The sequence below is a fragment of the Arthrobacter sp. UNCCL28 genome, from assembly GCF_900102805.1.
GTDB lineage: Bacteria > Actinomycetota > Actinomycetes > Actinomycetales > Micrococcaceae > Arthrobacter > Arthrobacter nicotinovorans_A.
This window is the reverse complement of sequence record NZ_FMWE01000001.1, coordinates 162,032-188,406: the sequence shown is the minus strand read 5'-3', so window position 1 is coordinate 188,406 and position 26,375 is coordinate 162,032. Positions and strand designations below refer to the sequence as shown.

Below are 26,375 nucleotides of genomic sequence, written 5' to 3'. Positions count from 1 at the left end.
AGTGGCAGGAGTGAAGCACGGGGTTCTTCCGATGCGCTCGACGACACGGCACGGATGGCTACTTTTCCTGGTGCCCGTAACGCTGTGCCTGGTGTTGCTGGCCGTCGGATTGGCAAGCGGATCAGGAACGACGACGGCGCAACTCGCCGGTGACCTGGCGATCCTTCTCGCTGCACTCACCGCGCTGACCACCCACACGCTCGCGGCCCGTCGCCGGAAGGACAACTCCGCTGGCCGCTGGTTCATCGTGGCCGGACTGGCCGCCTGGAGCGCCGGGCAAAGCGTGTGGACCATCAACGGCATCGCCCTGGACCACCAGTATCCCTTCCCGTCGTTCGCGGATATCGGCTTTGTTTGGTACGCCCTGCCCACGTCCATTGGCCTTGTGCTCCTCTTGAGGGGCCAGGGGCTGCGCTTGCCCCTTCGCCGCACCATCCTGGATGCCGGGGTAGTGGCCAGCTCCACCTTCTTCATCGCCTGGAGTTCCGTTCTGGGGCCATTGGCGTCAGCCACGGACCAGGATGCCTTCTCCCGAATAACCCAGATGGCGTACCCCATCGCGGACGTCCTCATGGTCTCCGTGGTCATCGTCCTGACCATGCGGGCGGCCCGCGGACGCCGGCTGCCGTGGCTGAGCATGGCCCTCGGTTTCTGGATCCTGGCCATCACCGACCTGACATATATGAGCCTCACCCTCCAGGGCATCACCGGGGTTACAGGTTCCCCCTTGGCCTTGGGCTGGGTGCTGGCCTTCCTGCTGGTAGGGCTCAGCCCACTGCTCCCCGAAGCGGACAGCACGCGGAAGGACGGGCGGGCCTACGCCGCGGCCCTGGAGCTTCTCCCCTACGTGCCTGTCTTCAGTGCGGTGTTCTTCTCCCGCACGCGTCCCATTGGCGAGGACCCCGTCCTGCTGGTCACCGGGCTGGTGGTGGTGGTCTTCGTGATCGTGCGGCAGGTGCTGATCGTCGTCGAAAATGTGACGCTGACCCGCGATCTCGAATCGAAAGTGGCAGAACGTACTGCCCAGTTGGAAGGACTCGGGGCGATCGTCAACTCCTCCGGCGACGCCATCATTGGCGAAACACCGGACGGCGTCATCACCAGTTGGAACCCCGGAGCCGAACGCATCTACGGATATCCGGCCGAGGAAGCCATCGGCAGGAAGGGCGACTTCTTTGTCCCCGCGCACCTGCTGGACAAGGAACGCCAGGCCTTGGAATCCACCGCCCGGAGCGGTGAGGTGCAGAACTACGAAACCGAGCGGCAACGCGGTGACGGCGCCACCATCCCCGTCTCAGTGACCCTGTCCCCCGTCCGCAGCGAGAACGGAATCCGCGGCGTCGCCACCATCTCCCGCGACATTACCGAACGCCGGGCCGCCGAAGCCGAACTGCTGGCGGCCCGTGAAGCAGCCTTGGAAGCGAGCAGGCTCAAGTCCGAGTTCCTGGCCACCATGAGCCACGAGATCCGGACTCCCCTGAACGCAGTCATCGGGCTGACCTCCCTCATGATGGACACGCCCCTCAGCGAGGGACAGAGGCAGTACGCCCAAGGCGTCAAGGGCGCCGGCGAAGTCCTGCTAACGCTGATCAACGACATCCTGGACTTCTCCAAACTGGAGGCCGGGAAAGTGGATCTGGACGTCAACGCCTTCGATCCCCGGGCCCTGGTGGACGAGGTGGCCGGGTTGGTTGCAGAGGCAGCCCAGGGAAAGAACCTGGAACTCATCTCCTACTGCCACCCTGATGTCCCGGAACGCCTGATGGGCGATGCCGGCCGTATCCGGCAGATCCTCCTGAATCTGTCCTCCAACGCCGTCAAATTCACCCCCGCCGGCGAAGTGGAAATCCAGATTTCCGTCATCAACCGCGATTCGGACAACGCTTCGCTGCGATTCGAAGTCCGGGACACGGGCATTGGAATCAGCGCCGCGGACCATCACCGGCTCTTCGAATCCTTCGCCCAGGCAGATGCCTCCACCACCCGCCGCTACGGAGGCACCGGGCTGGGCCTGGCGATCTCCCGGCGCCTCACGGAGGTCATGGGTGGCAGGATCGGCCTGGAAAGCGAACCGGGCTCGGGCAGCAAATTCTGGTTTGTCCTTGAACTTCCCATCGGCCCGGCGCCAACGGACACAGGAACCTTGCCCGCCACCCTGGCCGGCCGCAGGGTCCTGGTGGTGGACGACAACGCCACCAACCGTTTGGTGCTGGAAAAGCAGCTCGCCAGTTGGGGCATGGAGCCGGTAGCCGTCGCCGATGCCGCCTCCGCCATGGACGAGTACCGCACAGCCGTGTTAACACACCACCCTTATGACATTGCCGTGGTGGACATGTGCATGCCCGACACCGACGGCTTGGAACTGGCACGCCAAATCAAGGACGAAAACGACGGCGCCGGGTCGCCGGGAATCATCCTGCTGACCTCCACCATGCAAGTGGAAAGGGGCGACCTCCTCAGCGCCGGGATCCGCGAATACCTCACCAAACCCGTGCGAAGCTCAGAGTTCTACAACCGGCTCCTGCGCCTGATGGCCACCCGGATTCCGGGTTCCCCTGCACAGCCGATGCAAGTGGAGGCAGTTACATTGGCTGAGCCGGTCCCGCGCCTGGGCAAACTCCTGGTGGCAGAGGACAACGAGGTCAACCAGTTGGTGGCCCGGGGCATGGCGAACAGGCTGGGCTACGACGTTGAAATTGTGGACGACGGCGCCAAAGCAGTGACCGCAGCCCTCTCCGGAAAGTACGCAGCCGTGCTCATGGACTGCCACATGCCGGTCATGGACGGATTTGATGCCACCCGGGCCATCCGGGCCAGGAACGGTCACGCGGCCCGGATTCCCATCATCGCCATGACCGCTGGAGCCTTGAACGAGGACCGCGAGCGCTGCTTCGCCGCGGGCATGGACGACTACATCAGCAAGCCCGTGGACCTCGCCAAGCTCGCTGGTGTGCTGACGCGCTGGGTTCCGGAACAAGAGCAAACGTCGACGGCGGTGGGCGGCTTTGCGCCCGGAGCTGCGGTGGGCGTCGCGCAGGTGCCGGCGGCAGGCGTCGCGCCCGGAGCTGCGGTGGGCGTCGCGCAGGTGCCGGCGGCAGCGTCGACGTCGAACGTTGGTGTTGACGGCGTTGGTGTTGACGGCGTTGGTGTTGACGGCGTTGGTGTTGAAGGTGACGTCCTTGCTGGGGCCGCTGTTCTCGATGCTGTGGTTCTTGACGCCGACAGGTTGCAGATACTCCGCGAACTTGGGCCCGCCGACGGTCTGGGCCTCCTGCCAGACGCAATCCGGGCCTTTCGGCAAGACTCCCAAACCACCCTGGCAGCACTGGGTACCGCACTGGGCGCAGGGCAAGCGTCCGCCGTCGAAGCGGCCGCTCACAAACTCGCCGGCGCGGCCTCCAACATTGGAGCAGCAGGTGCCGCAGCACTCTGCAAGGATCTGGAGCGGTTGGGTCGCCAGGCAGGGCCGGACCTGGCTCCGCTCGGGATGCCCGTCCTCACAAAGTTGCAGGCAGAACTTGAGCGGGTGGACGTTGCCCTCGAACGCACTCTCCAAGGAGCTTCATGAAAGTCCTGATCGCCGACGACGACCAGATCTCCCGGATGATCACCAAGGCCGCCGTTGAGCAGTCCGGCCATGAGTGCATCGTGGCGGTGGACGGCGACGCGGCTTGGCAGCTGTACCAGCAACACGGCCCCGAAGCCGTGGTAACTGATCTGATGATGCCGGGCCTGAACGGGCTGGATCTCTGCCGCGCCATCCGCGCATCCGAGGAAGACAGCTACACGTACATCATCCTGGTGACCTCGCACGGCTCCCGGCAGGACGTGCTGGCAGGCATGGAAGCCGGGGCAGACGATTACGTCACCAAGCCCTTGGACCCGTTCAGCCTGCACATCAGGCTCTTGGCGGCCCGGAGAATCACCTCGTTGCACGCAGACCTTGCCCGTTACCGTTCGGCACTGACCGAGCAGGCGCGGACGGACCCTCTGACCAAGCTGCATAACCGTCTGAAACTCACCGAGGACCTTGTCTTACTTCACAGCCGCGAAAACCACGATTACTGCCTGGCCATGGTGGACGTGGACAACTTCAAGAGCTTCAACGACATCTACGGGCACCAGGCCGGGGACGCCGCGCTGGTGGCCATCGCCACAACCCTTGCCCGCGAAGTCCGGAAGGCCGACGCCGTCTATCGCTTTGGCGGCGAGGAGTTCCTCCTGGTCCTCCACGACCAGTCCCCGGCAACCGCCGCGGCCGTCATGGAGCGGGTCCGGACTGCAGTCCATGGCCTGAGGATCGAGCATTCCGGGGATCCTGACGGTGTCCTGACCATCAGCGCCGGGGTCTCGGCCTTCACGGACGGGCACCGGGCGGGCAGCGAGCAACTCCTGCGTGAAGCCGATCTTGCCCTCTACGCGGCGAAGGCCTCCGGCCGAAACCGGGTGACTCTGGCCGATGCCCTCGCGGAATGAACGGACAGGGATGGTAGCTGGGTGACGATGGCCTTATGGCGTGGTCCTCGTCAATAGTCAGCATGTTCCTGTCTGTATGGTGTTGTTCTGGTTGATGTTGCCGGTTCCGGGTGCGATGTAAATATTCCCGGCTGCACACGCCCTGTTGTTCGTGGCTACGACGTTCGTGATCGGGCCGTGGCCGTCAAAGTCGCCGATGTGGATAGCGTCGTAGCTGCCGTCGGGGAACGCGTGACCGGCTTTCAGGTCGTGGATGTAGTTACCAGTCAAGCTCACCCCGTTGACCGCGCCGGTACCTTCGTCGTAGTACCCGGTGCGGATACCGTACGGCGCCCCATAGAACTCGTTGTCGGCGATTTTCACGTTGTAGATGGAGTGGTTGCCAACGGCAAGTTGCATACTGTTACCCCGGTGTCCGCCCCGGACTTTGTTCCCAATGTAATTAATGTCGTGGGTGGTTCCGTTGATGGTGTGGGCCACAAGGCCGTCGTCGCCGTCGGTTCCAACGCGCTGATCGATGGTGTTGCTGATGACGTCGCCGAACGATGAGTCCAGGACATGGATGCCGTCGAGCTGGTCGTACTTACCGCTCGTCGCGACGATGGTGGTGCTGTTCTTCACGCAGAACCTGGTGGTCGCCACCGCGACAATCGAGTAAGTGAAGGGGTTCCTGACGTGCACTCCGTCCACGAGGTTGTTGAAGCCGCCCCGGATATCAACGACATACTCGTCCAGGCGTTCGCCCATGTTGATGCTCACTGGGAGGGTATTTCCTGAATGGTCCGCTGTGAGGTTCGTGATCGTGGTGTTCGTCGCGCTGTTGGTGGTGACGATGGGATAGCCACCTGACGGTCCCTTTGTGGACAGGAAGTTGGGTCCCGCTTTGAGAACCGTGCCGGGACCTGCGCCCTGAAGTTTGACGTTGTTCGCCATCCGGAGTTTGCCGTTGATGATGTAGATTCCCGCTACGAGTTTCACTACCCCGCCGCCAGCTGCCCCTGCTGCGTTGATGCGGCTCTGTATGGCGCTCGTATCGTCCCCGGTGTCGTTGACGGTGGTGGAGACGTTGTAGGCCGTGGTTGCGCTGCTGCCCGTCGCGCCGCTCTTCGTGCATACCGCCGCCTCATTGGTGGCTGTGGCCGCAGCTGATGCCGTCGCCGTGGCGGGTGTCGCAGGAACCCCGGTCAGTGCGAGTGACACGGCTGCGGCAGCAACTGCAAAAACGGACCGCCGCCGTCGTGGTTTCGCCCAGGTGCGGCGTATGGACGGTCCCAAACCAATGTCAACAGTTTCCACTGCAATCCCCTATGTGCCAGGTCGCTCGGTCCGCGCCGTTGGCAGGAGTCTATGTTTGACACGCATTCTGGGGAAAACCTGCTGCATTGACCTGTGGATAAGTTCCGCCCGTCGGTGCCGGGCCAACAACCGGCGTACTGACCATCAACGCAGGCATTCCAAGCCTTCATTCCTGCGGCGGTAGGTTCTTGCCATACTCAGCATGTTCCTGTCTGAACGGTGTTGTTCTGGGTCATGTTGCCGGGGCCGGGTGCGACGTGGACATTCCCTGCTGCACACGCCCTGTTGTTGGTGGCAACCACGTTCGTGATCGGGCCCTGGCCGTCAAAGTCGCCGATGTGGATGGCGTCGTAGCTGCCGTCGAAGAATATGTGACCGACTTCGAGGTCGTGGATGTAGTTACCGCTCAGGGTCACGCCGTTGACCGCGCCGGTCCCGTCGTCGTAGTACCCGGTGCGGATACCGTACGGCGCCCCATAGAACTCGTTGTCGGCGATTTTCAGGTTGTAGATGGAGTGGTTACCGACGGCAAGTTGCATACTGCTGCCCCGGTGTCCGCCCCGGACTTTGTTCCCGATGTAGTTGATGTCGTGGGTTGTTCCGTTGATGGTGTGGGCCACAAGGCCGTCGTCGCCGTCGGTTCCAATGCGCTGGTCAATGGTATTGCCGATGACGTCGCCGAACGATGAGTCCAGGACATGGATGCCATCGAGCTGGTTGTACTTGCCGCTTGTCGCGACGATGGTGGAGCTGTTCTTCACGCAGAACCTGGTGGTACCGACGGCGACGATGGAGTAAGTGAAGGGGTTTCGGACGTGCACTCCGTCCACGAGGTTGTTGGAGCCGCCCCGGATATCAACAACATACTCGTCCAGGCGCCCCCTCAGGTTGACGCTGGCCGGGAGGGTATTTCCTGAATGGTCCGCCGTGAGATCAGTGATCGTGGTGTTCGTCGCGCTGTTGGTCGTCACGATGGGGTAGCCACCCGACGGGCCCTTTGTGGACAGGAACCTGGGGCCGGCCTTGAGAACAGTGCCGGGACCTGCGCCCTGCAGTTTGACGTTGTTCGCCATCCGGAGTTTGCCGTTGATGATGTAGGTTCCGGCTACGAGTTTGACGACACCGCCCCCGGCTGCCCCTGCGGCGTTGATGCGGTTCTGTATGGCGCTTGTGTCGTCCGTTGCATCGTTTACGGTGGTGGAGACGTTGTAGGCCGTGGTCGCACTGCTGCCCGTCGCACCGCTCTTCGTGCATGCTGCCGCCGCATTCGTGGCCGTGGATGTTGCTGATGCAGAAGGTGCCTGGCCGGGGGTTGCCGGCGGCATGTTCTCAGCCGGAGCAGTAGAGAACCCGCCCAAGGTCAGCAACGCGGCGGCGGCAGCAACCACCAAAGCTGACCACCGCCGTCGTAGCTTCGCCCAAGCGCGGCGTAGCGACTGTCCCGAGTCGTTCTCGGCTATTCCCACTGCGATCCCCCAGGTGCCAGGACGCACCGTCGGCGTCGTCGGCTGGAGTCTACATTTGGGCGCACGTACCGGAAAAACGCTGGGCGTTGACTTGTGGATAAGGTCCGCGGAGTCGTCATGCGGCATTCTGGGTGGGCCCCGGCACAAAGTAGGTTTCCGGTTTCCGTGGAATCTCCCCGCCAGGGAAAAGGGCGTCGGACTGTGTAGCGTACTCTCTGATCCGCCCACGTTTGGCGTCCAGTCCCGTATCCCAGGTCCACGGAACAAACCCCATTTTCGACAAATGCGGCTGGTCCGGAGCTGTCGTCAGGTCATAGGGAAAGTCTGAGTACATCACCACGTTGTCCGGATGCCCCTTACCTACCTCGCGGGTGATCAGATGGTCCACGTGCCTTCCTACTCCTGCGGGGCAGAAGAGCAGCTCGGCTTGCGTTTGCGCCATGAGCCCGGCAACATCGCCCCGGAGTTGGCGGATGAGCGCTTGATCGCCCCTGGCGATCCTGCCCAAGGCGATGTCGAACCGGTAGGTGGCGTAGCGGTGGTTGAGCTCCGGCAGAAGCCTGTCCCAAGCACTGCTCCCCAGCATCGGTGGCTTGCGGCGGCGTCGAAACAGCGCATCCACTTCGCCAAGATGAATGGATTGAACTCCCATGCCAGCCAGTACGGCGCGGTCTTCCGACTGCCTGGCTTGGTAGAGCTCCGCAGCGTCGGGCACGGCACATTGGCGCAGAAAGGACCGGGTGGCCCGCGTGTGCGGTGCCGGCCCTGACTCTGTGAAAAGAGTAGCGACGATGATCTCGCGTCCCTGTGCTTCGGCTTCCATGAGAGCGCCGCAGGACAGCACTGCGTCGTCCAAGTGGGGTGAGAGGAACAGCCAAGGCGCATCCCCTGCCATGGAACGTTCAACTCTGGATTGCACGTGCATTCAAGCCCTTTCAGGGTGACGGGCTTTCGACCGCCGGGTTGGAGGTTTCTTTAATTCCTTGACTGCCGTTTTATAAGCGTGTGCCTGCATGTCAGCGAGCGCATCCCAGTTGTAACCGGCGGCGAACGTCCGTCCTCGCGCAGCAACGTCCGCCAGATCTGCCTGCGGGTACCGGCGGGCGATCTCGTCTCCCAGCGCCTGGGCGTCGAAGGCCTCAACCACCCATCCTGTGCCCGGCAGAATGATCTCCCTCAGGCATGGGATATCGAAGGCAATAACCGGAGTGCCCGCTGCTAGGGCGTCAATGGCCACCAAGCCGAATGTCTCGTGCCGGGAAGGCACCACCAGAAGCCGGGCTTCGCTGAGCGCTTGGAACTTCCTGTCCCCGGACAGCCACCCGAGCATCTGCACGCGCCCGGAAAGGCCGGCGTCCCGGATGGCCTTGCGCAATCGATCCTCGTCCGGACCGGCGCCGGCGATCAGCAGGTTCCCGTCAACCCTGCCGCAGGCGTGCGCCCAGGCTTCCAAGAGCAGATCCAAGCCCTTGTGCCCGTACTCCAGACGCCCGATGAAGAGGACATCCTTCCCCACGAGGGGCTCGCTGTTCCAGACGGCGGGATCCACACCGTTGCCGATCACGTCAACATGAAGGTCCGGGTTGAGCGCCTTCAAGCGGTCGCCGATTCCCTGCGAAACCGAGATGAGGCGTCGGTGCTTCCGGACACCCAGCCGCTCAATCCAATGCATTGGGAGTTTGTACTGCCGTGCCTTATCCCTGGCATGAAGCCACTGCACAACTCCGATCGTGGGTCGCTTGGTCCACAGGGGGGCGGCCATGGTGGAAAAGGGAGCGAAGAAATCCTCCACCACCAACTCAACAGTTGACCGGCGCTTACGTACTTCCACAGGCAGCCAGGCAATGTACGCCAGCAACCTGGTCAAACGGTTGCCGCCCTTTCCGAAGCCGATGGGTACATAGTGCACGCCGTCCTCCACCCGTTCCTGCCAACCGGGATACCGTGTGGTCAAAACCGTCACACTGAAGCCAAGGGCAGCCAACCGCCTGTTGATCTCATGGGTCCTTACTGAACCCCCGCCCGCCCCGGGCATGCGTGGATCTTCAAAGCCCAAATGGAGAACTTTCATTGTTACCGTTCCGTCCCGTAGTCCTTGTAGGGCACCCCAACGTTGGCCGTAGCCGCTGCCTCCAAAGCAACGGGATCCACGTACCAAATGGTGGTCTCGCCGTTGGTGGGACCAAGTGTGGTGACCATGGGAGTTGCATGGTCCTTCAACCAGGCCAGCATGGTGGGGTTGGCGTAACCATAGCCCTGGCTGGTGGGCTTGGATTGGGTGAGGATGTAGCTCACCCCTTGCTCTTTCATCAGCGGCGCCGATGGCCAAATGCCGAACCGGGGATCATGCATGTACGCGAAGTGCCCGGTGCTGTTGGTGACACTGATCCGTGCATCGGCAGGCAGGTTGGCCCGCACCCAGTCGTTGGCCCTGACAAAGCCGTTGTCCACTGTCAGCGCGGTCCGGAGTCCCAAAACTACGGTCAACACCACATAGATCACGCTGACGATGGCAAGTGCATTGCGGCCCTTGGGGTACCTCTCCCGGAGTTCCACCACCGCCAGGACCGAACAAATTACTCCGAACACCATGACGCCGTACCCGTACTGTTCCTCAAACGTCCCGAAGACGGCGCTGTAAGCACCGGCGGCGCCCAGTGCCAGGCCTCCCAGCCCAATGAGTCGCCGCCCGGCATGATGGCTGAAACACAGCAGCAAGCCCACCACTGGGCACAAGCCCAGCAGGATGTAACTGGTAGCGAAGTGTCCGCTCTGCTCAATGAGCCGCGAGACCAGGCTCGGTGAGCCCTCGGAGGTGAAGCCTGTGCTCTTCTCTACACCTGACATGCGCAGCAGCCCGTTGCTCTTGGCCCACACCCAACTGGGAAAGTGACCGTGGCCGGCCACGACAATCAGGTAGATCACATAGGGCACGAAGCCCAAGCCGGCAACAACGAGTCCCTTTCGCCACTGGAGTGTTTTCTTCCACACGATGGCCGCAAGTACGGGGGCTACGGTGCTGATGAAGAAGAAGTCCTTGCACAGGATGGAGTAGCCAAGAAGTAGTCCGGCCGTTGCCAGCCGCAGAAACGAACGCATTTTGCTCTTTGGCTGCCGATGGTCCACCAGAAGCAGCAATCCTGCCAGCCCCGGCACCATGGCCGAGGTCTCCAGGAACGCATGGCTGTTGTTCCTCAGGATGAATGGTTCGAAGGCTAAGAGCACGGCAGCGAGCCACGCGGCGGTGGGAGTGGACAGCTTGCGCACCAGCAGGAAACCAAGGCCAACGGTCAGGGCACCCATCATGCCGTTGAGCCAGCGCAGTTGGAGCGTCACCTCGATGATCTCGCCGGTAATTCCGAAAACCTTGATGACCCCGGCCTCCAGCAGGAAGTACCCCGGTGGGTGGAGGAAGAACGGCCCATCAGGCAAGGTTGGGAATTCTCCGGCGCTGACGGATTCACCGAGCCGGACATACAGCATCTCGTCCACCCACAGTTCGAAGCCCCGCTCAAGGCCAAGCGCGCGGACACCGAAGGCGGCGGCAACAACCACAATGAATGCGGTCAGGTTGCCCGAAAGCGCCCGTGCGACCCAACTGGCCCAGAGGCTCGTTGAAGGTGCTTGAGGCTTGACCCGGCGGCCGATGGTTTGGCCGGATGTGCCGGCCCGGCGTCGTCGTGAAATTTTGAAGTCGTTTCTGTGCGGCAGCAGCCCCCGTTGATGGGCGAGAACCATGAGGCCGCTGACAGTGGCCAGGGCCAGCCACACCAAGGGCTGGATCTGGGCGGTCACAGCGAGCGCCACTATCAAGGCGCCGGCCAGAAGCAGGAACGGGCCGGCGCCCCGGCCGGGGTGAGCCGCAATGAGGACCGGGCGTGCCAGGAGAGCCAGCACACCACCGGCCATGACGGCTCCCACTGCGGAGCCCACAGCCATGCCGGTGACTGCATTGACTTGCCAGCCAACCCACAGGCCACCCACCACCAACACACACGCGCAGGCCAAGCCAATCTGGCATCGGCGATAGGCCCGCAAAGCAAGCAGGACCGTGGACAGAACCATGAGGACCGCGTACCCCAGGCCGGAAGCAGCCAACCAGGGCAGGAGCCCCAAGGAGCCGTGGTACTTCTGGGGAACAATGAATCCGGCCATCAACGGCGGGGCTGTAGCGATGATGGCGAAGGCCACCACGGCAAGTTGCCCGAATGAGGCAAAGGCTGCACCCAGGACCTCACCTGCTTTGGCGCCGGGCGTGCGCAGCAACGGGAAGGCCACCAATGCGGTTCCGGCTGCCACATAGACCGGCCCTTTGGCGATGGTCGCAAGCGCCTGGAAGCCCGCGGCATCGGCCGAGCCGCCGGCCAGGAAGCCGACCACCACGACGTCGACGCCCACCAACACAGAGACGACGCCGAGAACGGAGGCGATGTCACTGGTTTCGGCCCATCTCCACTTCTCCAGCAGAACCCGCGGACGCCACCGCAGGTCCCGGTAGAAGGACCACGGCACCACCAGGGGCGCAAGGCATCCCACGACGAAGCCCAAGACCGCTCCCCCCGCGCCCCAGGCCATGGCGATCACCACGACGCTGAAGATGAGTCTGAGGAGAACCTCACCAACGGTGGAGATTGCGTACCAACTGAAACGGAGTTCACCCTGCAACCACCCCGCGGGTGCATTCGCCATGAAGATGACAAAGGCTGCAAGCGCCACCACTGCGGCCAGGCCGGGGTCCGCGAGCGCGAGCGTCACGCTGCCTGAGATCGCTGCCGCGGCAAGTCCCGCCAGGCAGGAAACGAAGACCGAGAACGCAACGCCATTACGGCGTTCCTCGGAGCCTGCCGGGTGAACGGCAACAACGTGCGACAAAGGAAGCGGGACCAAGGCATTGGCCACGATTCCCACAACCCCCAGGATCATGGCCGCTGCGGCGAACATGGTGTAGTCCGCGGTGTCCAGCTTGGTGGCCATGAGCAGGGTGCAGGCGTAACTCATGACGCCCACAACCCCTGCAGACACGGCAAGGAAGCCGCTGTTCGCGGCAATTCCCGGGTCTTTGTCCGACGCCCTGCGGTTTGCCCTGGGCCTTTCCTGTACATCAAGAGTCATTGTTTTCTGGGATGGATCCATGGATGTACGCCCGTTACTGGCCGTCAAGGGCGTCGGCGGGAGTGAAGGCGCTCCCGGGACCGGCCAGCAAAGCAGTGCGTCCGGCGGAACGGACTTCTGCAGACGTCACGCCAATTCTTTGCATGGCCGCGAAGGCCTCGAACTCGTCCCGTCCCTTCATCAGGACAGCGAGGTGTCCGTCCTCGGTGACAGCAACTTCGTCCGTCCTGTGGAGGATGGACTGAAGATCGACACCCTCGGGTTGCTCGAAGCGCACCAGGGTGGACAGGTCCGAGTGGCATGAACGCGGGTCCCCGCCATCACGCCGGATCTTTTCCTCTTCCAACAGGGCTCCAGTGAGCAGTCTGGTGCTACGGTCCCAGGTGAAACAGCGCGCCCATTCCCGGCAATCCACCGAAACGTCCAGCGCCGCGTCGGGCTCACTCATGGCCACCAGCGCCTCAACCAGCGCCACTCCGAATTCCTTGGGGGTGTCCACCAGCCAGCCGGTCCTGCCGTCCACTACCGAATCCCGTATCCCGGGAACCCGCAGGGCAAGGCAGGGAACTCCCCACGCAGCGGCCTCGATCACCGAGCAGCCCCAGCCTTCCGAGGCCGAGGTGGAGGCCGTCAGCCAGGCCCGGCTCAACAATCTGTCCCGGACGTCATTGGGCTGGTAGCCGTGGAAGGTTACTGCGTGGTCCAGGCCAAGGTCCATCACCAACTGCTGCAGCCTGGCACGCTCGGGACCGTCCCCCACAATGTCCATCCTCAGGTTCTGAATGCTGCGCGCCGCCACAGCGAACTGGCCCACCAGCAGGTCCAGCCTTTTGTGCGGCACCAAGCGGCTGACGACGGCGACGGTCGGTTCCGGCGCTCGATCGGCAACGGCATCCGGAATGTCGATGGTGCCGTTGGGCACCACATGGACAGGACCTGAAAACCCGAGCTTCCGCAGTTCCAGACGGGTGGAGGGCGAGACCGCAACGATGGACCGCTGCCCGTACACTGCTTTGGCTCCCGGGCTTTCCAGGAACCGGCCAACGGCAGCCAGGGGCGGTGAGAACCTGGTGCGGAATTGCTCCTGGTGGACATGGTGTATCACCTGGATGATCGGCAGTTCCCGGGGAAGGAACAACGGCGAAAAGAACGGTATCCCGTTCTGGCAATCCACCACGGCATCAAATTGGCCGCCGCTCCGCAGAAGGCGGAGCGCGGCGTGTCCATAGATGGACAGGGCTCCGCCTCCCCGCAGGATACGGATGCCATCGATGACGTCCTCCGGCGCCTGGCCGTCGTCGCGACCTGTAAACCAGGTGACCTGGACGCCGTTCTGCACCCACCTCCTGGAAATCTCATGGATGTACTGCTCGGCGCCCCCGGCCTGCGAGTGCTGGACGTCGCGCCAGTTGAGGACCAGCACGTGCTTTCCTGCGAGGAGGTCGGGAGAATTCAACGCGGTGAGGCCGGACGTCATGGGGTTGCCCGCTGAAGTTGGATCACCGAGGCAAAACTGGCTACCCCATCCTGGAAGGGGCGGAACGTTGATGCTGCCCCATCAGTCCATGCCACGGGAAGTTCGACAATGCTGGCGTTGTTGTCCTGCAGGCGCAGCAGAAGCTCAACGTCGAAGGCGAACCCTGTACTGCGGCACTGCACCATGGCTGCGGTGAGGGCATCCCGTTCAAAGAACTTGAATCCGCACTGGGTATCCCGGATGCCCTTGACCTTTGATTTGGTCAGCGCGCGGAAGGCAGTGCCTCCCACCCGGCGTCCAAGGTGTTGGGGCCGGACCAGGGTTGAGCCGGGTGCGTGGCGGGACGCGATCACCGCTGCTGCGCCATCGGAGAGGTGCGCCATGGTCTCGGTGAGGGTTTCCAACGGTGTGGCGAGGTCGGCGTCGAAAAAGCCAGTGAACCTGGACGTTCCGCTGAGCAGGCCGCGGCGGACTGCAGCGCCCTTCCCCTTACGGGAGCACCCCACCACGGAAATGGGTACGGCGTCTCCCTCTTCCCGGGAGATCCGGCGGACCACTGCGGCGGTTTCATCAACGCTGCCGTTGTCCACCACGACGATCCGCGACGACCACGGCTGTCCGGCCAGGAAATCGACGGTCTGTTTCAGGGTGTCCGGGATCCTCGCGGCCTCGTTGTAGGCAGGAATGACTACCTCAAGGTCCACGCTCGAGCGGCGCAATGAGTCTGAATGTCGGCGTGCTTGAAGACTCCCTCTCTTGCCTATGTGCACACTGTGCTGTTGAAGAAGGACCATCTGAACCTCCATATATCCGGGTACGGCACAAAAACGTGCTCGCAATATAAGCAGTGGGGGCACCCCGGAAGTCATGACGCCAATCCCAGCCGTAGTGCTCCAAGTCATAAGCCACTCTCAATACCGGAAACCGTGCCCGGCGCTCTGAGCGAAATTGCTGGTTCGTTGTCCGGGCCCGTCTATAGAGTGGCCACATGAGCCACACATCTTCGGTCCCTGCCGCTGCTCCGGAATCCACAGCAGTGCCTCCTGTCGCAAAGCGGATCCCCACGCGCCGTGAACACCACGGAGACGTTTTCGTGGACAACTACGAGTGGCTCAGGGACAAGGAATCCGCCGAAGTGGTGGACCTCCTGAAGGCAGAGAACGCCTACCAGGAAGCTGTTACCGCGCACCAGGAGCCCTTGCGTGAGGCCATGTTCCAGGAGATCAAGGGCCGTACCCAGGAAACGGATCTCTCCGTGCCCAGCCGCAAGGACGGCTGGTGGTACTACAGCCGTTCGGTGGAAGGCAAGGAGTACAGCATCCAGTGCCGTGTCCTGGCTTCGAACACCGGAGACCCCGTAGCTGACTGGACACCCCCGTCCGTGGAGCCCGGAGTGGAAATCGACGGCGAGCAGATCCTCCTGGACGGCAACATCGAAGCTGAGGGCCAACCGTTCTTCAGCGTGGGCGGTGCTGCGGTGACAGTGGACGGCAACCTTTACGCCTACGCTGTGGACAACTCAGGCGATGAACGGTTCACCCTGAGGATCAAGGACCTGCGGACAGGCGAACTGCTCCCCGACGTCATTGAGGACATTTTTTACGGGGTGGCCTTCTCCCCCGACGGCACCCGCCTTTTCTACACTGTGGTGGATGATTCGTGGCGGCCATACCAGGTCAAGGCCCACGTTCTCGGTACGCCTGTGGCCGAGGACGAGGTTCTCTACCAGGAGGACGACGTCGCCATGTGGCTGGGCTTCGATCTCTCCGCGGACCGCCGCCACCTGGTGCTCAGCATCGAATGCTCGGAGTTCAGCGAGACGCGGCTGCTCCGCTTCGCCGATTACGACGCCGGCCTCAGCACCGTGATCTCCCGCGACCACCACCTTCTGTACGAGGCCGAGCCCTTCGTCCTGGACGGGAAGGAAACCCTCCTCCTGACCCACAACAAGGACGCCATCAACTCGATGGTCAGCTTGGTGGACCCGGCCGAGCTCAGCAAGCCGCTGGCAGAGCAGGACTGGCGTACCGTCGTCGAACATTCCGACGACGTCCGCGTCAACGGCGCCGGCGTGACGTCCACGCATCTGGTGCTGTCCGTCCGCAAGGACACCATTGAACGGGTCCAGGTGCTGCCACTGGCCGGGCTTGGCACCGGGGCCCAGGGCCGCCCGGTGGAGCCGGCCTTCGACGAGGAGCTCTACACCGCCGGGGTGGCCGGTTCCGACTACGAGGCCCCCGTGATCCGGATGGGATACACGTCCTACTTCACACCGTCGCGCGTTTACGATTTTGTCCTTCCCACCTCCGAACTGCCCGCGGGCCGGCTCCTCCTCCGCAAGGAAAGCCCTGTCCTGGGCGGCTACTCCGCGCAGGACTACGTTGCTACGCGCGAATGGGCAATCGCCGACGACGGCACCCGGGTCCCGCTGTCAGTGCTGCGTCACGCCTCGGTCCGGCAGGATGGCAGGAACGCCGGGCTGGTGTACGGCTATGGCTCCTACGAAATGAGCATGGATCCGGGCTTCGGGGTGGCCCGGCTGTCCCTTCTTGACCGCGGCATCATCATGGTGATCGCCCACATCCGTGGCGGCGGCGAACTTGGCCGCCGATGGTACGAGGACGGCAAGAAGCTCACCAAGAAGAACACCTTCACCGACTTCATCGCCGCAACGGATTGGCTGGCCGGGTCGGGCTGGGTTGACCCGTCGCGCATCGCAGCGATGGGTGGGTCTGCCGGCGGATTGCTCATGGGCGCCGTGGCGAACATGGCTCCGGAAAAATACGCTGCAGTGGTAGCGCAGGTGCCCTTCGTGGATGCCCTGACCACCATCCTGGATCCCGAGCTTCCCCTGTCCGCCCTGGAATGGGAGGAGTGGGGCAACCCGATCACGGATCCCGAGGCCTACGCCTACATGAAGTCCTACACTCCGTACGAGAATGTGGCCGCTGCGGCCTATCCCAAGATCGCTGCGGTGACATCCTTCAATGACACCCGTGTGCTGTACGTCGAGCCTGCCAAGTGGGTCCAGGCGCTGCGCTCAGTGTCCACGGGTTCGGAACCAATCGTCATGAAGATCGAAATGGACGGCGGACACGGCGGAGCCTCGGGCAGGTACGTGCAGTGGCGTGAGCGGGCCTGGGACTATGCGTTCGTGGCCGACTCCGTGGGAGCCACCGAACTCCTGCCTGGCGCCGGCCTGAGGTAGGAGTTTGTCCTCTTAGGCTCGGCGGGCCCGGAGCAGCGCGAAGTATCCCGGGATCAGGTCCGGGGTGGACGGGCTGCTCAGCGGACGCGTCTCAATGCTCGTGGCGCCCTCCTCAACCAGGGTCCAGTCCGCCGTCGGGAAGGCCTTGCTCCGCTGGGCCGCCCCGAACCGGCCAGGCATTGGCAGCCCCCGGATGGCCCACTCCAAAGGGCCAGGGATGGATTTGCGGGTGGCCCCAAGGTGGCTGACGTAATCCACGGGAGTGCCGGGGAAGTTGGTTTCGGCCAGGAAGACGCCGCCGCGGGTCCCGACGACGGGCAACAGGTTCGCAGCGAACGCAGAGCGGCCGTTTCGGTCCAGAACGTGCAGGACCCCACGGATGAAGACGTTCGCATCCCCGGTCCAGCCCGCTGCTTCCAAGGCCGTCGCCACCGTTAGTGCGGCGTCAGGTGCCGTCATGTCGCACAGGGCGTAGGACGCCGTCGGGATTCCCGCTGATTCCTGCCGCGCCCGCTCGACGGCGTTCGCGGAGTAGTCAAGCCCCAGCGCATGCGGGAAGTGGCCTGCCAGCAGACGGGTGAGGCTGCCATTGCCGCATCCGACGTCCACCACGGGCAAGGAACGGTCCAGCTGCGCCAGTTTAGGGAGGTAGCCGTTGAGTTCGTGGTCGCTGCCCGAATCCCACAAGACATCGCCCGTGGCACCGGTGGAACCAATATCGCCCCAGAACCGGTCCCAGGCAGTGCGGGGATCCTTGGGGGCGGCGGAAGAGAGCCTGATGAGGCGGGGAATCAGCAGGTACTTCTGCAGCGCGCTAAACATCCTCCAAATATAAGTGGCGCTAGGCCTCCACCAGCCACTCCAACGCCTCTGTTTCAGAGGTGAAGAACTTGGTGGGGCACGGGGGCTTCATGATCCCGAGGAAAAAGTTGGCAATGACCCTGTCCACCGGCGAAGAGCCCCAGAGCGCGATCCGGTTTGCCTGGCATGGTTTGGCAAAGACCGAGCGGGCACCGCGGGTCACATCATCGGTGGTGGCCATGTCCACGATCATCGGATGGCGGTCTTCCCCGCAGAGCTCGTTCACCCGGTCCATGGCCCGCTGGGCATCGGATTCCTGGATCCGGGCTCCGCGGGGCCACGTCAGGCGAAGGATGCCCGGTTCCTCAAGCTCCAGGTCGAACGATACGTTCTGGTGATCCTGCGGTGTTGCTGGGTGGTCCACAGTGCTCCTTGCATATTGATCCTGCTGCAAGGGAGGCGGGCGATGCTCCCCTGCTGACATCCTCAAGGCTGTCGAATCCCAAGGGCAATGTAAAGGTATGGCCCAGGACTCATCAGGCACAATGGACGCACAGGCACCTTTGTCCGCAAAGCCGCTGATAGTGTGTTGGCACATCGTGAAACACCGCGAATGAAACGTTGGAACGGAAGGGGCTCAGTGGGCGAGACCGTTGCCGACGTACAGCATGCCCGCTCCGCCCTAGTGGCGGATTCAGACAGGGACCGTTTGGCCGCGACGACGGCCGCCCTTGCCGAAGCGGGATTCAACGTTTCCCATGCCCCGGATGCGGCAGCCTTGGCCGCCCATCTCCAGCACACCACCCCGACGGTAGTGGTGGCTGATAGCTCGCTGGCCCACGGACTGCGCAACCCCGGGGTTCCCATACTGCTGATCCTTGCCCCGCAGGAATCCCTGGACTTCCAGGAAGTGGAATCCTGGCGCGTGACGGACTACGTCGTCAGTCCCATCCGATCCGGAGAACTGGTCCACCGCGTTGAAACGCTGATCGGCCTGGCCGCCGAGCGCTCACGCTCCCGCAGCGAGGTTGAAGCCTTGCGCGAAAGCCTCAGGAACGTCTCCTCGGCCATCCGGGAAACCAACGATCCCCAGTTGATAGCTGACCACGTGGTGAGTGGATTCGGGGAGGCTCTGGACGTGGACCACGTCTGGTTCGCTACTTTCCGCGATGAACGCGTTCCCAGCATTCGTGCACAGTGGAACCGCCCCGGTCTTTCGATGCTTCCGGCAAGGCTGGGCGAGAGCGAAAACGCCATTGCCGAGGCAGCCAACAGATTGTGGGCCGACGCGGACGTGCTGGCGGTCGAGGACCACCGCGAAGACCCGGACTCCGGGATTGCCAAGGCTCTGCGTGAATGGTCCGGCGAGCTGAAGCCCGTGTCCACGGTCCTGCTCCCCGTGGGTGAGGGTGCGTCCGCTATGGGCATCATCCTGCTCTCCACCGTCCAGGAACGCCATGAGTGGACCCGCCCCGAGATCGCGCTGATGCAGCACGTGGCCGGAAACGTGGCGCACGGGCTCATCCAAGGCCACCTCATCAGCGCCCAACAGCGGGTCCTGCACCAGCTGCGGCAGCTGGACAAGGCAAAGACCGATTTCCTCGCAACAGTCAACCATGAACTCCGGACACCCTTGACCTCCATCACCGCTTACCTGGACATGATCCAGGACGGATCCGGCGGGCCGGTTCCTGACGGAATCAGGAAGATGCTGGAAGTCATCGCCCGGAACTCCACCCGGCTCCGGCGGCTTATTGAGGACATGCTCACGGTGTCCATGCAGGATGGCAGCAACTTGGACCTCAAGCCGGTGGACATCGCCAAACTCCTCCAGGTGGTGGTGGCTACCCTTCGGCCACTGGCCGAATCCCGCCATGTCTCCTTGTCCTTTACCGAGGGGACGGACGACATCGAAGTCACAGCTGACGAGGCCAAGCTGGAACAGGTTTTTACCAACATCGTTGCCAACGCCATCAAGTTCACCCCCGAGGGTGGCCGGGTGGGCATCACCAGTTCGGTCTCGGACTCCGAAGGCGGCGGACTGGCGCTGGTGGAGGTCGCGGACAACGGCCTGGGCATCCCCGAGCACGATCTTCCCCACATCTTCACCCGCTTCTACCGGGCCTCCAATGCTACGTCCGCGGCAGTCCCCGGCAGTGGCCTGGGACTTGCCATAGCGCACGACATCATCAGCCGGCACATGGGCCGCATGTTCCTGGATTCCACCCTGGGGTCCGGAACCACGGTGTCCGTGGAGCTGCCCGTGGGCGGTCCGTAATCACCCGCCCCGCGCTGTGACAGCCCTGTCAACGCGGGGCCGGCGCTAGTGCGCTGTGGTCACTAATGCTCGACATACTGCTAAACAAAAACTGATGCCCCGGGCAGCAGCCCGGGGCATCAATTGACGTTATTTGGCCTTGAGAGGCTCTCCCCCAATGTTTAGTTTGGCCACCAACCGATGCTTGTTGTGCTCGTCTTGGTGGTGGTGATGCTGTTCGGCCACCAGCCGATTGCCGTGCTGTCCTGCGAAGGCTCGGCATTAGCCGGGGCAGCGAATCCCGTTACTGCCAGAACCGCCGCCATGAGCAGGGTTGCCGCAAATTTTTTCATCCGCTATGCCCTTTCGTACTGATGCGAATTTGTTGTCTGTGACTTGAATAAAGTCACGCTGCAAACTATACGAGCTTTTCTTCCGCAATGACATGGATAATGGGCACATGCAAAGTCCGCACCTCGCCTCCCACCTCGTTGCCGGTCTCACGGCACGCGCCAAATGGAAGGAACGGGACTTCGACGAGGCCTACCGCCTTGCCGGAGACGCTGCAGGGCTGGCCACCATCGCCGGAGATGACGAGTCCTGGTGGAACATGCGGTATCTGCAGGCAGAGTGCCTCCGCGACCAGGGCCGGATCGATGAATACCTCAACGTCGCCCTGGAACTGAACGACCACGCCCTGACCGCGTCCTCGCCCGAGCTTGGAGCCAAGGCTGGAACCATGGTTGCCGTGGCTTTCCAAGGGCTGGGCAGGCTCCCCGAAGCTGCCACCATGGCTGCTGATGCGGCGAAACTCGCGGCCAGGGACCCCGAATTGCTGTACGTCCAAATCCTGGCCCAGCGTGCCCTGATCGCGGCGTTGGCCGAGAGCCGGCTCCTGGACGATGCCTGGCGCGAATCCCTGGTTCTGGAAACCCTGCTGACCGACGACGTCGATGAAGACACCGCCGGCAAGGGCTACTGGGTGATCGGCAATGTGGCATTCCTGGTCAATCGCGTTGCCGACGGCGGCCGATATCACGACCTCGCGGCCGAAAGGCTGTCGCCGTCCAAAGACGTTGATTTGTGGGCTCGATTCAACCGGGCTTCAGCGGAAATGCGCCTTCAGGCCAAACTCAGTGACGCCGCAACCCTTCGCTGCATTGAAAGGGCTGAGCTGGCAACGGACATTGTGGGCGGCTCCGAGCGGGACCACCTGGAAATGTCGCTGGTCCGCGCCCACTGGTATTTCCTTGGCGGCGATATTCTGCAGGCCATCGCCATCCTTGAACCCTTGTGCGCCCGGTCTTCCATTCTGGCAACGCAAACCTCGGCGGAAGCACATTTCCTTTTGGCAAAGACACTGCTCGCCTCCGGTCGACGGGAGGATGCGTTGGCTGCGTTCGAGGAAGCCGCCACTTTGTTCGAGCAGGCAGCGTTGCCTGACCGCAGCGCGGCCGTCAGGGAGTACCGTCGTCATAGCGACGAGCAACGAGGCGGGCCACACGGGGAGTGAGCATGTCCGAAGGAAAGATGTACTCCGGCAACGACCCGCGCCTGGGACTCCTCCTGGAAGGCATCGTCAAGCTGGCAGCCGGTGACCTCCACACGAGGATCGAAGTCTCAAACGCACGCGACGAAATCGACGCCGTGATCATGGGTACCAACCTCCTGGCTGAGGACCTGCAGATCGTTTACGAGGAACTGGAGCAGCGGGTCCAGGCGCGCACCCGGCAGCTCAACGAAGCCCACTTGGCGATGCAGCACATGGCCATGACGGATCCCCTGACCGGCTTGAACAACCGATCAGCTTTTGCCACGGCGCTTAGCGAAGCACAGGCACGCGGTGTTGAGAGCGGCCTCAAAGCAGCCATCCTCCTCCTGGATATGGACGGCTTCAAAACAATCAACGACTCCCTGGGGCACACCATTGGGGACAAGGTCCTGGAAACGGTGGCCACCAGGATCACCGGGGCCGTCCGCGAGCAGGACATGGTGGCCCGCATGGGCGGGGACGAGTTCGCCGTGCTTATTCCCGACGTCACCCCGGCCGCAGCGGCATCCATTGGCAACCGGATCCTCGCTGCCGTCATAGGCCCCATGGAGATTGAAGGGCAACACCTGCGTTGTGGGGCCAGCATGGGCCTGCGGATGGCGGACCCCGGGCACCGCGCCGAGGAATTGATGATGGAAGCGGACATCGCCATGTACGAGTCCAAGGCTGACGGTCGCGGCAAACTCAAGGTGTTCGAGCCAGCCATGCTGCATGCCCGGCAGATGCGGAACCAGTTGGTGGGTGAGCTCAAAGAAGCAATCACCGGCTCGCAACTGGTGCTGTTCTACCAGCCCATCATCCGGCTTGATACCCGCGAAATCGAAGGTGTGGAAGCGTTGGTCCGCTGGAACCACCCCACCCGTGGGCTCATCATGCCGGACGAGTTCATTCCCATTGCCGAGGAAACGGGAATGATTTCCGACCTGGGCGGCTGGGTGCTCCGCACCGCCGTCGAGCAATTGAAGCAATGGCGTACCGACCCCCTCACGGCAGGTCACAACTTCAGCATGCGCATCAACGTTTCAGCGGCGGACCTGCAGCGGCTGGAGTTCATCGAAGACGTCCGCGAGGCCTTGGCGTCGGCTGATCTGGACCCGTCGCTGCTGGTCCTGGAACTTACCGAGAGCGCCGTCATCCAAGGCAACGACCTTGACCGCTACACGCTCAACAGCCTGCGCCGGCTCGGAGTGGGGTTGGAAATCGACGATTTCGGCACCGGTTACTCCTCCATCAGCTACCTGCGCCAGCTCCCAGTGGATACGGTCAAAGTGGACCGGACGCTGCTCTCGGCGCTGGGCAGCGACCCGTCCCAGCCCGCGCTGCTGGCCGCCGTGCTGCAACTGATCCGCGCCTGTGGCCTCGCTGCGGTGTGGGAAGGCGTCGAGACTGCCGACCAGGCCGAGTATCTCCTCAGCATCGGGTGCACCAGCGGCCAGGGGTACTACTTCAGCCGGCCCTTGCCCGAGGCGCAGCTGACCGAGCAGCTGAAGCACCACAAGACCTGGCCCGTCAGTTGATGGTCCGGGTCCAGGGGTGGTGCCGGGTGCGCCATTCGGAGTCGAGAATCGCGTAGATATTCTCCGTTGCCCACTGGCCCTTGTAGTGCCAGTTATCCACCAGCGTGGCTTCAAGCCGCATGCCCAGGCGCGTGGCAATCCCGGCCGATCCTTCGTTGAGGGCGTCCAGTTTGGCGTCAACCCGGTGGAATGACAGCGTTTCGAAGGCAAGCCGCAGGACGGCTTCCGCTGCCTCTGTGGCGAAGCCGTGGCCCTGGGCATCCGGGTGGAGAATCCAGCCAACCTCGGCTTGCCCGGTCCCTTCGAGCCATTTCAGCACTACCTCGCCAAGGAGGCCAGGCTGGTCCTTCCGCTCGATGGCCAGGCACACCCAGTCGCCTTCCTGCTTGAACTCGAAGTTCGCGTAGCGGCCCAGGACTTCCATGGCCTTGGTCTTGCTCAGTTCGTTGCGGAACAGGAAGCGGGCCGTTTCGGGAAGGGACTGGTAGCCGTGGAATCTCTCAAGGTCCTCGGCATCGAAACGGCGCAGGATGAGTCGGTCTGTGATGATGGGGAGCTCAATTTCGGGCATGTCTTCGAGGCTACTAGGTGGGAGCAGATACTGGTCCAGTCTTGACACGTGGCGCGATCTGGGATTACCTAATGAACATTCGGTAAATAAAGCTGGAGGCAATGACGCATGGTTGAAACAACCCTCTCCGGTGCTTCGCACCACATCCTGACGAACGACTACGCGTCCGAATGGATGGGCATCGAGGTCCTCAAGCTCGACGACGGCCACGCCACCATCCGCATGCACCTCCGCCAGGAAATGCTCAACGGATTCGGAATGGCCCACGGCGGAATGATCTTCGCCTTCGGTGACACGGCCTTCGCCCTGGCCTGCAACCCGGCCAACCCCACGCCCCAGCAAGCCGCCAACATCACGGTGGCGTCCGGCGTCGACATCAACTTCATCAAGCCGGCGTTCCAAGGCCAGGTGATCACCGCCGTCGCAAACCGCCGCGCGAGCACCGGCCGAAGCGGCCTCTACGACATCCAGATCTATGCGGCCTCGCCCGACGCCCCCTCCACCGACACCCAGCCCGGGGAGCTCATTGCCGAGTTCCGTGGCCGCAGCCGCACCATCTCCAAGAAGTAGGAAAATCCCATGACGCAGAACACCGTGGCCGCACCCGCAGCTTCCCCCACCAAGGCAACTGACGCCGTGCTGGACCGTGAAGAGACCATCTCCCGCGACGAACTCGAGGCCCTCCAACTCACCCGCCTCCAGCACACCGTGGCCTACGCCTACGATCGCGTGCCGTTGTACAAGCGCAAGTTCGACGACGCCGGCGTGCACCCCACCGACCTCCGCGAACTCAGCGACCTCGGCAAGTTCCCTTACACCACCAAGGAAGACCTGCGCCTGGAATACCCGTTCGGGATGTTCGCCGTCCCGCAGGACCAGGTGGCACGCATCCACGCGAGCTCCGGCACCACCGGCCGCCCCACCGTGGTTGGCTACACCAAACAGGACCTCGCCAACTGGGCAACCCTGGTGGCCCGCTCCTTCCGCGCCTCCGGCATCCGCCCCGGCATGAAGGTCCACAACGCCTACGGCTACGGGCTATTCACCGGCGGCCTCGGAGCGCACGCCGGCGCTGAAGCGCTGGGCTGCACCGTGATCCCCATGTCAGGCGGACAAACCGAACGCCAGATCCAGCTCATCCAGGACTTCAAACCGGACGCCATCCTGGCCACGCCCACCTACCTGCTGACCATCGCCGACGCCATGGCAAAACAAGGCATCGACCCCACATCCACTTCACTCAAATACGCTGTTCTCGGCGCCGAACCGTGGACCGAGGAAATGCGCCACGAGCTCGAAGTCACCATGAACATCAAGGCCTCCGACATCTACGGACTCTCCGAGGTCATGGGGCCGGGCGTCGCCGGCGAAGCTGTTGAAACGCAGGACGGCTGCCACATCTGGGAAGACCACTTCCGGCCCGAAATCATCGACCCCTTCGATCACTCCACAGTCCTGGGCGACGGCGAACCCGGCGAGCTCGTCTTCACGTCCCTCACCAAGGAAGCGCTCCCGATCATCCGGTACCGCACCAAGGACCTCACCCGCCTGCTCCCGGGCACCGCGCGCCCGGCACACCGCCGCATGGGCCGCATCACGGGCCGCAGCGACGACATGATCATCCTGCGCGGCGTGAACCTGTTCCCGTCCCAGATCGAGGAAATCGCCCTCCGCATCCCCGAACTCAGCCCGCACTTCCAGCTCGAAATCACCCGCCCCGAGGGCAAGCGCATGGATTCGCTGACGGTCAGGATCGAGCGGCGTGAGGCAGTGTCCCCCGAATCAAGCACGACGGCGGCCCACACCTTGCGGGAGCAGATCAAGATTCATGTCGGGTCATCGTGCGTAGTAGACGTGGTGGAGCCGGGCTCCCTTGAGCGGTCCAACGGGAAGCTCCGCCGCATCTACGACCTGCGCCCCAAGGGCTGAGCATCCCCGAGATCGTGAGAAAATGCCAGCATGCCTACTGAGACCACCACCAAGCGCGGACGGCCCGGTTACGACCAGCAGTCGGTGCTCCGCATCGCCGTCGACGTCTTCAACCGCCACGGGTACGACGCAACGTCCATGGGCATCCTGGCTGAAAACCTCGGGATCTCGAAGTCAGCCATTTACCACCACGTGCCGTCCAAGGGCGATCTGCTGAAGCTCGCCCTGGACCACGCGTTGGGCGGCCTGGAAGCCATTCTCGAGGAACCCTCGGCTACCTCCGGACCCGCAGATGCGCGCCTGGAGTTCGTCCTGCGGCAAACCATCGCCGTGCTGGTGGATCGCCTCCCGTTCGTGACCCTGCTGCTGCGTTTGCGGGGAAACACGGAGATCGAGCGCGATGCCCTGGAACGGCGCCGTGCGTTCGACCACAAGGTAGCTGCCCTGATTTCCGCCGCCCGCGAGGACGGGTCCCTGCGCCAGGACATCGATCCCCGTACCGTGACGCGCTTGTTGTTCGGCACCATCAACTCGATCGTGGAGTGGTACAAGCCCGGCGGCTCGCTGTCGCCGGAGAAGCTGGCAGACGACGTCATCACCATGGCCTTCGAGGGCCTCCACACGGCCTCCTGACGGCCGCGCACGCTTGGGCGTGACCCTCTTCCACGTCCCCCGGGCTTGGGCGTGACCCTCTTCCACATCCCCCGGGCTTG

Annotated in this window: 20 protein-coding genes; 9 read left to right on the top strand and 11 right to left on the bottom strand. The window is 63.2% G+C overall.

The genetic code is table 11. From position 1 onward, the window contains the following. The first annotated feature begins 31 nt into the window (after nt 1–31). On the top strand, nt 32–3,568 hold the full coding sequence (locus tag BLQ01_RS00805) for a hybrid sensor histidine kinase/response regulator (protein WP_091549742.1): 3,537 nt from the start codon (nt 32–34) through the stop codon (nt 3,566–3,568). After that, nucleotides 3,565–4,476 (top strand): GGDEF domain-containing protein, encoded by a 912-nt coding sequence (locus BLQ01_RS00800; protein WP_026546473.1) that lies wholly within the window; start codon nt 3,565–3,567, stop codon nt 4,474–4,476. The genes BLQ01_RS00805 and BLQ01_RS00800 overlap by 4 nt, the downstream gene beginning before the upstream one ends. A gap of 57 nt (nt 4,477–4,533) precedes the next feature. Here the strand turns inward: BLQ01_RS00800 and BLQ01_RS00795 are convergent, their stop codons facing one another. From BLQ01_RS00795 to BLQ01_RS00765, 7 genes are all read right to left on the bottom strand, one after another. Next, on the bottom strand, nt 4,534–5,772 hold the full coding sequence (locus BLQ01_RS00795) for a right-handed parallel beta-helix repeat-containing protein (protein WP_026541261.1): 1,239 nt from the start codon (nt 5,770–5,772) through the stop codon (nt 4,534–4,536). 197 nt (nt 5,773–5,969) lie between these two features. Then, nucleotides 5,970–7,238 (bottom strand): glycosyl hydrolase family 28-related protein, encoded by a 1,269-nt coding sequence (locus BLQ01_RS00790; protein WP_162150852.1) that lies wholly within the window; start codon nt 7,236–7,238, stop codon nt 5,970–5,972. A 115-nt stretch (nt 7,239–7,353) separates the two neighbouring features. After that, nucleotides 7,354–8,133, bottom strand: a complete 780-nt coding sequence (locus tag BLQ01_RS00785; protein ID WP_035760927.1) for a PIG-L deacetylase family protein — start codon at nt 8,131–8,133, stop codon at nt 7,354–7,356. A gap of 30 nt (nt 8,134–8,163) precedes the next feature. Beyond that, nucleotides 8,164–9,309, bottom strand: a complete 1,146-nt coding sequence (locus tag BLQ01_RS00780) for a glycosyltransferase family 4 protein (protein WP_254779091.1) — start codon at nt 9,307–9,309, stop codon at nt 8,164–8,166. A gap of 2 nt (nt 9,310–9,311) precedes the next feature. Next, nucleotides 9,312–12,350, bottom strand: coding sequence for a hypothetical protein (locus tag BLQ01_RS00775; protein ID WP_026541265.1), 3,039 nt, complete (start codon nt 12,348–12,350; stop codon nt 9,312–9,314). A gap of 34 nt (nt 12,351–12,384) precedes the next feature. After that, nucleotides 12,385–13,827: a glycosyltransferase family 4 protein gene (locus tag BLQ01_RS00770; RefSeq protein WP_091549741.1), complete on the bottom strand. Its 1,443-nt coding sequence runs from the start codon at nt 13,825–13,827 to the stop codon at nt 12,385–12,387. Continuing rightward, on the bottom strand, nt 13,824–14,546 hold the full coding sequence (locus BLQ01_RS00765; RefSeq protein ID WP_043431925.1) for a glycosyltransferase: 723 nt from the start codon (nt 14,544–14,546) through the stop codon (nt 13,824–13,826). Before BLQ01_RS00765 ends, BLQ01_RS00770 begins: the two co-directional genes overlap by 4 nt. A 269-nt stretch (nt 14,547–14,815) precedes the next feature. Between BLQ01_RS00765 and BLQ01_RS00760 the strand changes: the two genes are divergently transcribed. Next, complete coding sequence (locus BLQ01_RS00760) at nt 14,816–17,035, top strand: S9 family peptidase (protein ID WP_091549740.1); 2,220 nt, start codon at nt 14,816–14,818, stop codon at nt 17,033–17,035. 12 nt (nt 17,036–17,047) lie between these two features. Here BLQ01_RS00760 and BLQ01_RS00755 read toward each other — a convergent pair whose 3' ends face one another. Beyond that, the gene (locus tag BLQ01_RS00755; RefSeq protein WP_091549739.1) at nt 17,048–17,857 is read right to left on the bottom strand and encodes a class I SAM-dependent methyltransferase; all 810 of its coding nucleotides are present in this window, start codon (nt 17,855–17,857) and stop codon (nt 17,048–17,050) included. Nucleotides 17,858–17,876: 19 nt separating this feature from the next. After that, complete coding sequence (locus BLQ01_RS00750; RefSeq protein WP_026541270.1) at nt 17,877–18,260, bottom strand: DUF7793 family protein; 384 nt, start codon at nt 18,258–18,260, stop codon at nt 17,877–17,879. A gap of 189 nt (nt 18,261–18,449) precedes the next feature. On the opposite strand from BLQ01_RS00750, the gene BLQ01_RS00745 reads away from it, so the two are divergent. Further along, nucleotides 18,450–20,114, top strand: coding sequence for an ATP-binding protein (locus tag BLQ01_RS00745; RefSeq protein WP_254779088.1), 1,665 nt, complete (start codon nt 18,450–18,452; stop codon nt 20,112–20,114). Nucleotides 20,115–20,275: 161 nt separating this feature from the next. Here BLQ01_RS00745 and BLQ01_RS22250 read toward each other — a convergent pair whose 3' ends face one another. Further along, complete coding sequence (locus tag BLQ01_RS22250; protein ID WP_162150362.1) at nt 20,276–20,446, bottom strand: hypothetical protein; 171 nt, start codon at nt 20,444–20,446, stop codon at nt 20,276–20,278. Between the two features lie 107 nt (nt 20,447–20,553). Here BLQ01_RS22250 and BLQ01_RS00740 point away from each other — a divergent pair, with 107 nt between their 5' ends. Both BLQ01_RS00740 and BLQ01_RS00735 read left to right on the top strand, forming a co-directional pair. Next, nucleotides 20,554–21,606 (top strand): hypothetical protein, encoded by a 1,053-nt coding sequence (locus BLQ01_RS00740; protein WP_035760890.1) that lies wholly within the window; start codon nt 20,554–20,556, stop codon nt 21,604–21,606. Between the two features lie 2 nt (nt 21,607–21,608). Next, nucleotides 21,609–23,162, top strand: coding sequence for a putative bifunctional diguanylate cyclase/phosphodiesterase (locus BLQ01_RS00735; RefSeq protein WP_081733337.1), 1,554 nt, complete (start codon nt 21,609–21,611; stop codon nt 23,160–23,162). Here the strand turns inward: BLQ01_RS00735 and BLQ01_RS00730 are convergent. After that, complete coding sequence (locus BLQ01_RS00730) at nt 23,155–23,733, bottom strand: GNAT family N-acetyltransferase (RefSeq protein WP_026541274.1); 579 nt, start codon at nt 23,731–23,733, stop codon at nt 23,155–23,157. The genes BLQ01_RS00735 and BLQ01_RS00730 overlap by 8 nt on opposite strands. 108 nt (nt 23,734–23,841) lie before the next feature. Here BLQ01_RS00730 and BLQ01_RS00725 point away from each other — a divergent pair, with 108 nt between their 5' ends. The 3 genes from BLQ01_RS00725 to BLQ01_RS00715 are packed head-to-tail and all read left to right on the top strand — an operon-like array spanning nt 23,842 to nt 26,295. Further along, a complete protein-coding gene (locus tag BLQ01_RS00725) occupies nt 23,842–24,303 on the top strand; it encodes a hotdog fold thioesterase (RefSeq protein ID WP_026541275.1) in 462 nt (153 codons plus the stop codon). 9 nt (nt 24,304–24,312) lie between these two features. Next, nucleotides 24,313–25,662: a phenylacetate--CoA ligase PaaK gene (paaK, locus tag BLQ01_RS00720; RefSeq protein ID WP_091549737.1), complete on the top strand. Its 1,350-nt coding sequence runs from the start codon at nt 24,313–24,315 to the stop codon at nt 25,660–25,662. A gap of 30 nt (nt 25,663–25,692) precedes the next feature. Next, the gene (locus BLQ01_RS00715; RefSeq protein ID WP_026546483.1) at nt 25,693–26,295 is read left to right on the top strand and encodes a TetR/AcrR family transcriptional regulator; all 603 of its coding nucleotides are present in this window, start codon (nt 25,693–25,695) and stop codon (nt 26,293–26,295) included. Nucleotides 26,296–26,375 lie beyond the last annotated feature (80 nt).

What these genes read in the sequence shown, in the direction of transcription:
- paaK (WP_091549737.1), top strand. Translation starts at nt 24,313, where the DNA reads ATGACGCAGAACACCGTGGCCGCACCCGCAGCTTCCCCCACCAAGGCA.
- BLQ01_RS00745 (WP_254779088.1), top strand. Translation starts at nt 18,450, where the DNA reads ATGAAACGTTGGAACGGAAGGGGCTCAGTGGGCGAGACCGTTGCCGAC.
- BLQ01_RS00780 (WP_254779091.1), bottom strand. Translation starts at nt 9,309, where the DNA reads ATGAAAGTTCTCCATTTGGGCTTTGAAGATCCACGCATGCCCGGGGCG.
- BLQ01_RS00800 (WP_026546473.1), top strand. Translation starts at nt 3,565, where the DNA reads ATGAAAGTCCTGATCGCCGACGACGACCAGATCTCCCGGATGATCACC.
- BLQ01_RS00735 (WP_081733337.1), top strand. Translation starts at nt 21,609, where the DNA reads ATGTCCGAAGGAAAGATGTACTCCGGCAACGACCCGCGCCTGGGACTC.
- BLQ01_RS00805 (WP_091549742.1), top strand. Translation starts at nt 32, where the DNA reads ATGCGCTCGACGACACGGCACGGATGGCTACTTTTCCTGGTGCCCGTA.
- BLQ01_RS22250 (WP_162150362.1), bottom strand. Translation starts at nt 20,446, where the DNA reads ATGAAAAAATTTGCGGCAACCCTGCTCATGGCGGCGGTTCTGGCAGTA.
- BLQ01_RS00785 (WP_035760927.1), bottom strand. Translation starts at nt 8,133, where the DNA reads ATGGCAGGGGATGCGCCTTGGCTGTTCCTCTCACCCCACTTGGACGAC.
- BLQ01_RS00715 (WP_026546483.1), top strand. Translation starts at nt 25,693, where the DNA reads ATGCCTACTGAGACCACCACCAAGCGCGGACGGCCCGGTTACGACCAG.
- BLQ01_RS00740 (WP_035760890.1), top strand. Translation starts at nt 20,554, where the DNA reads ATGCAAAGTCCGCACCTCGCCTCCCACCTCGTTGCCGGTCTCACGGCA.
- BLQ01_RS00775 (WP_026541265.1), bottom strand. Translation starts at nt 12,350, where the DNA reads ATGACTCTTGATGTACAGGAAAGGCCCAGGGCAAACCGCAGGGCGTCG.
- BLQ01_RS00725 (WP_026541275.1), top strand. Translation starts at nt 23,842, where the DNA reads ATGGTTGAAACAACCCTCTCCGGTGCTTCGCACCACATCCTGACGAAC.
- BLQ01_RS00730 (WP_026541274.1), bottom strand. Translation starts at nt 23,733, where the DNA reads ATGCCCGAAATTGAGCTCCCCATCATCACAGACCGACTCATCCTGCGC.
- BLQ01_RS00770 (WP_091549741.1), bottom strand. Translation starts at nt 13,827, where the DNA reads ATGACGTCCGGCCTCACCGCGTTGAATTCTCCCGACCTCCTCGCAGGA.
- BLQ01_RS00760 (WP_091549740.1), top strand. Translation starts at nt 14,816, where the DNA reads ATGAGCCACACATCTTCGGTCCCTGCCGCTGCTCCGGAATCCACAGCA.
- BLQ01_RS00755 (WP_091549739.1), bottom strand. Translation starts at nt 17,857, where the DNA reads ATGTTTAGCGCGCTGCAGAAGTACCTGCTGATTCCCCGCCTCATCAGG.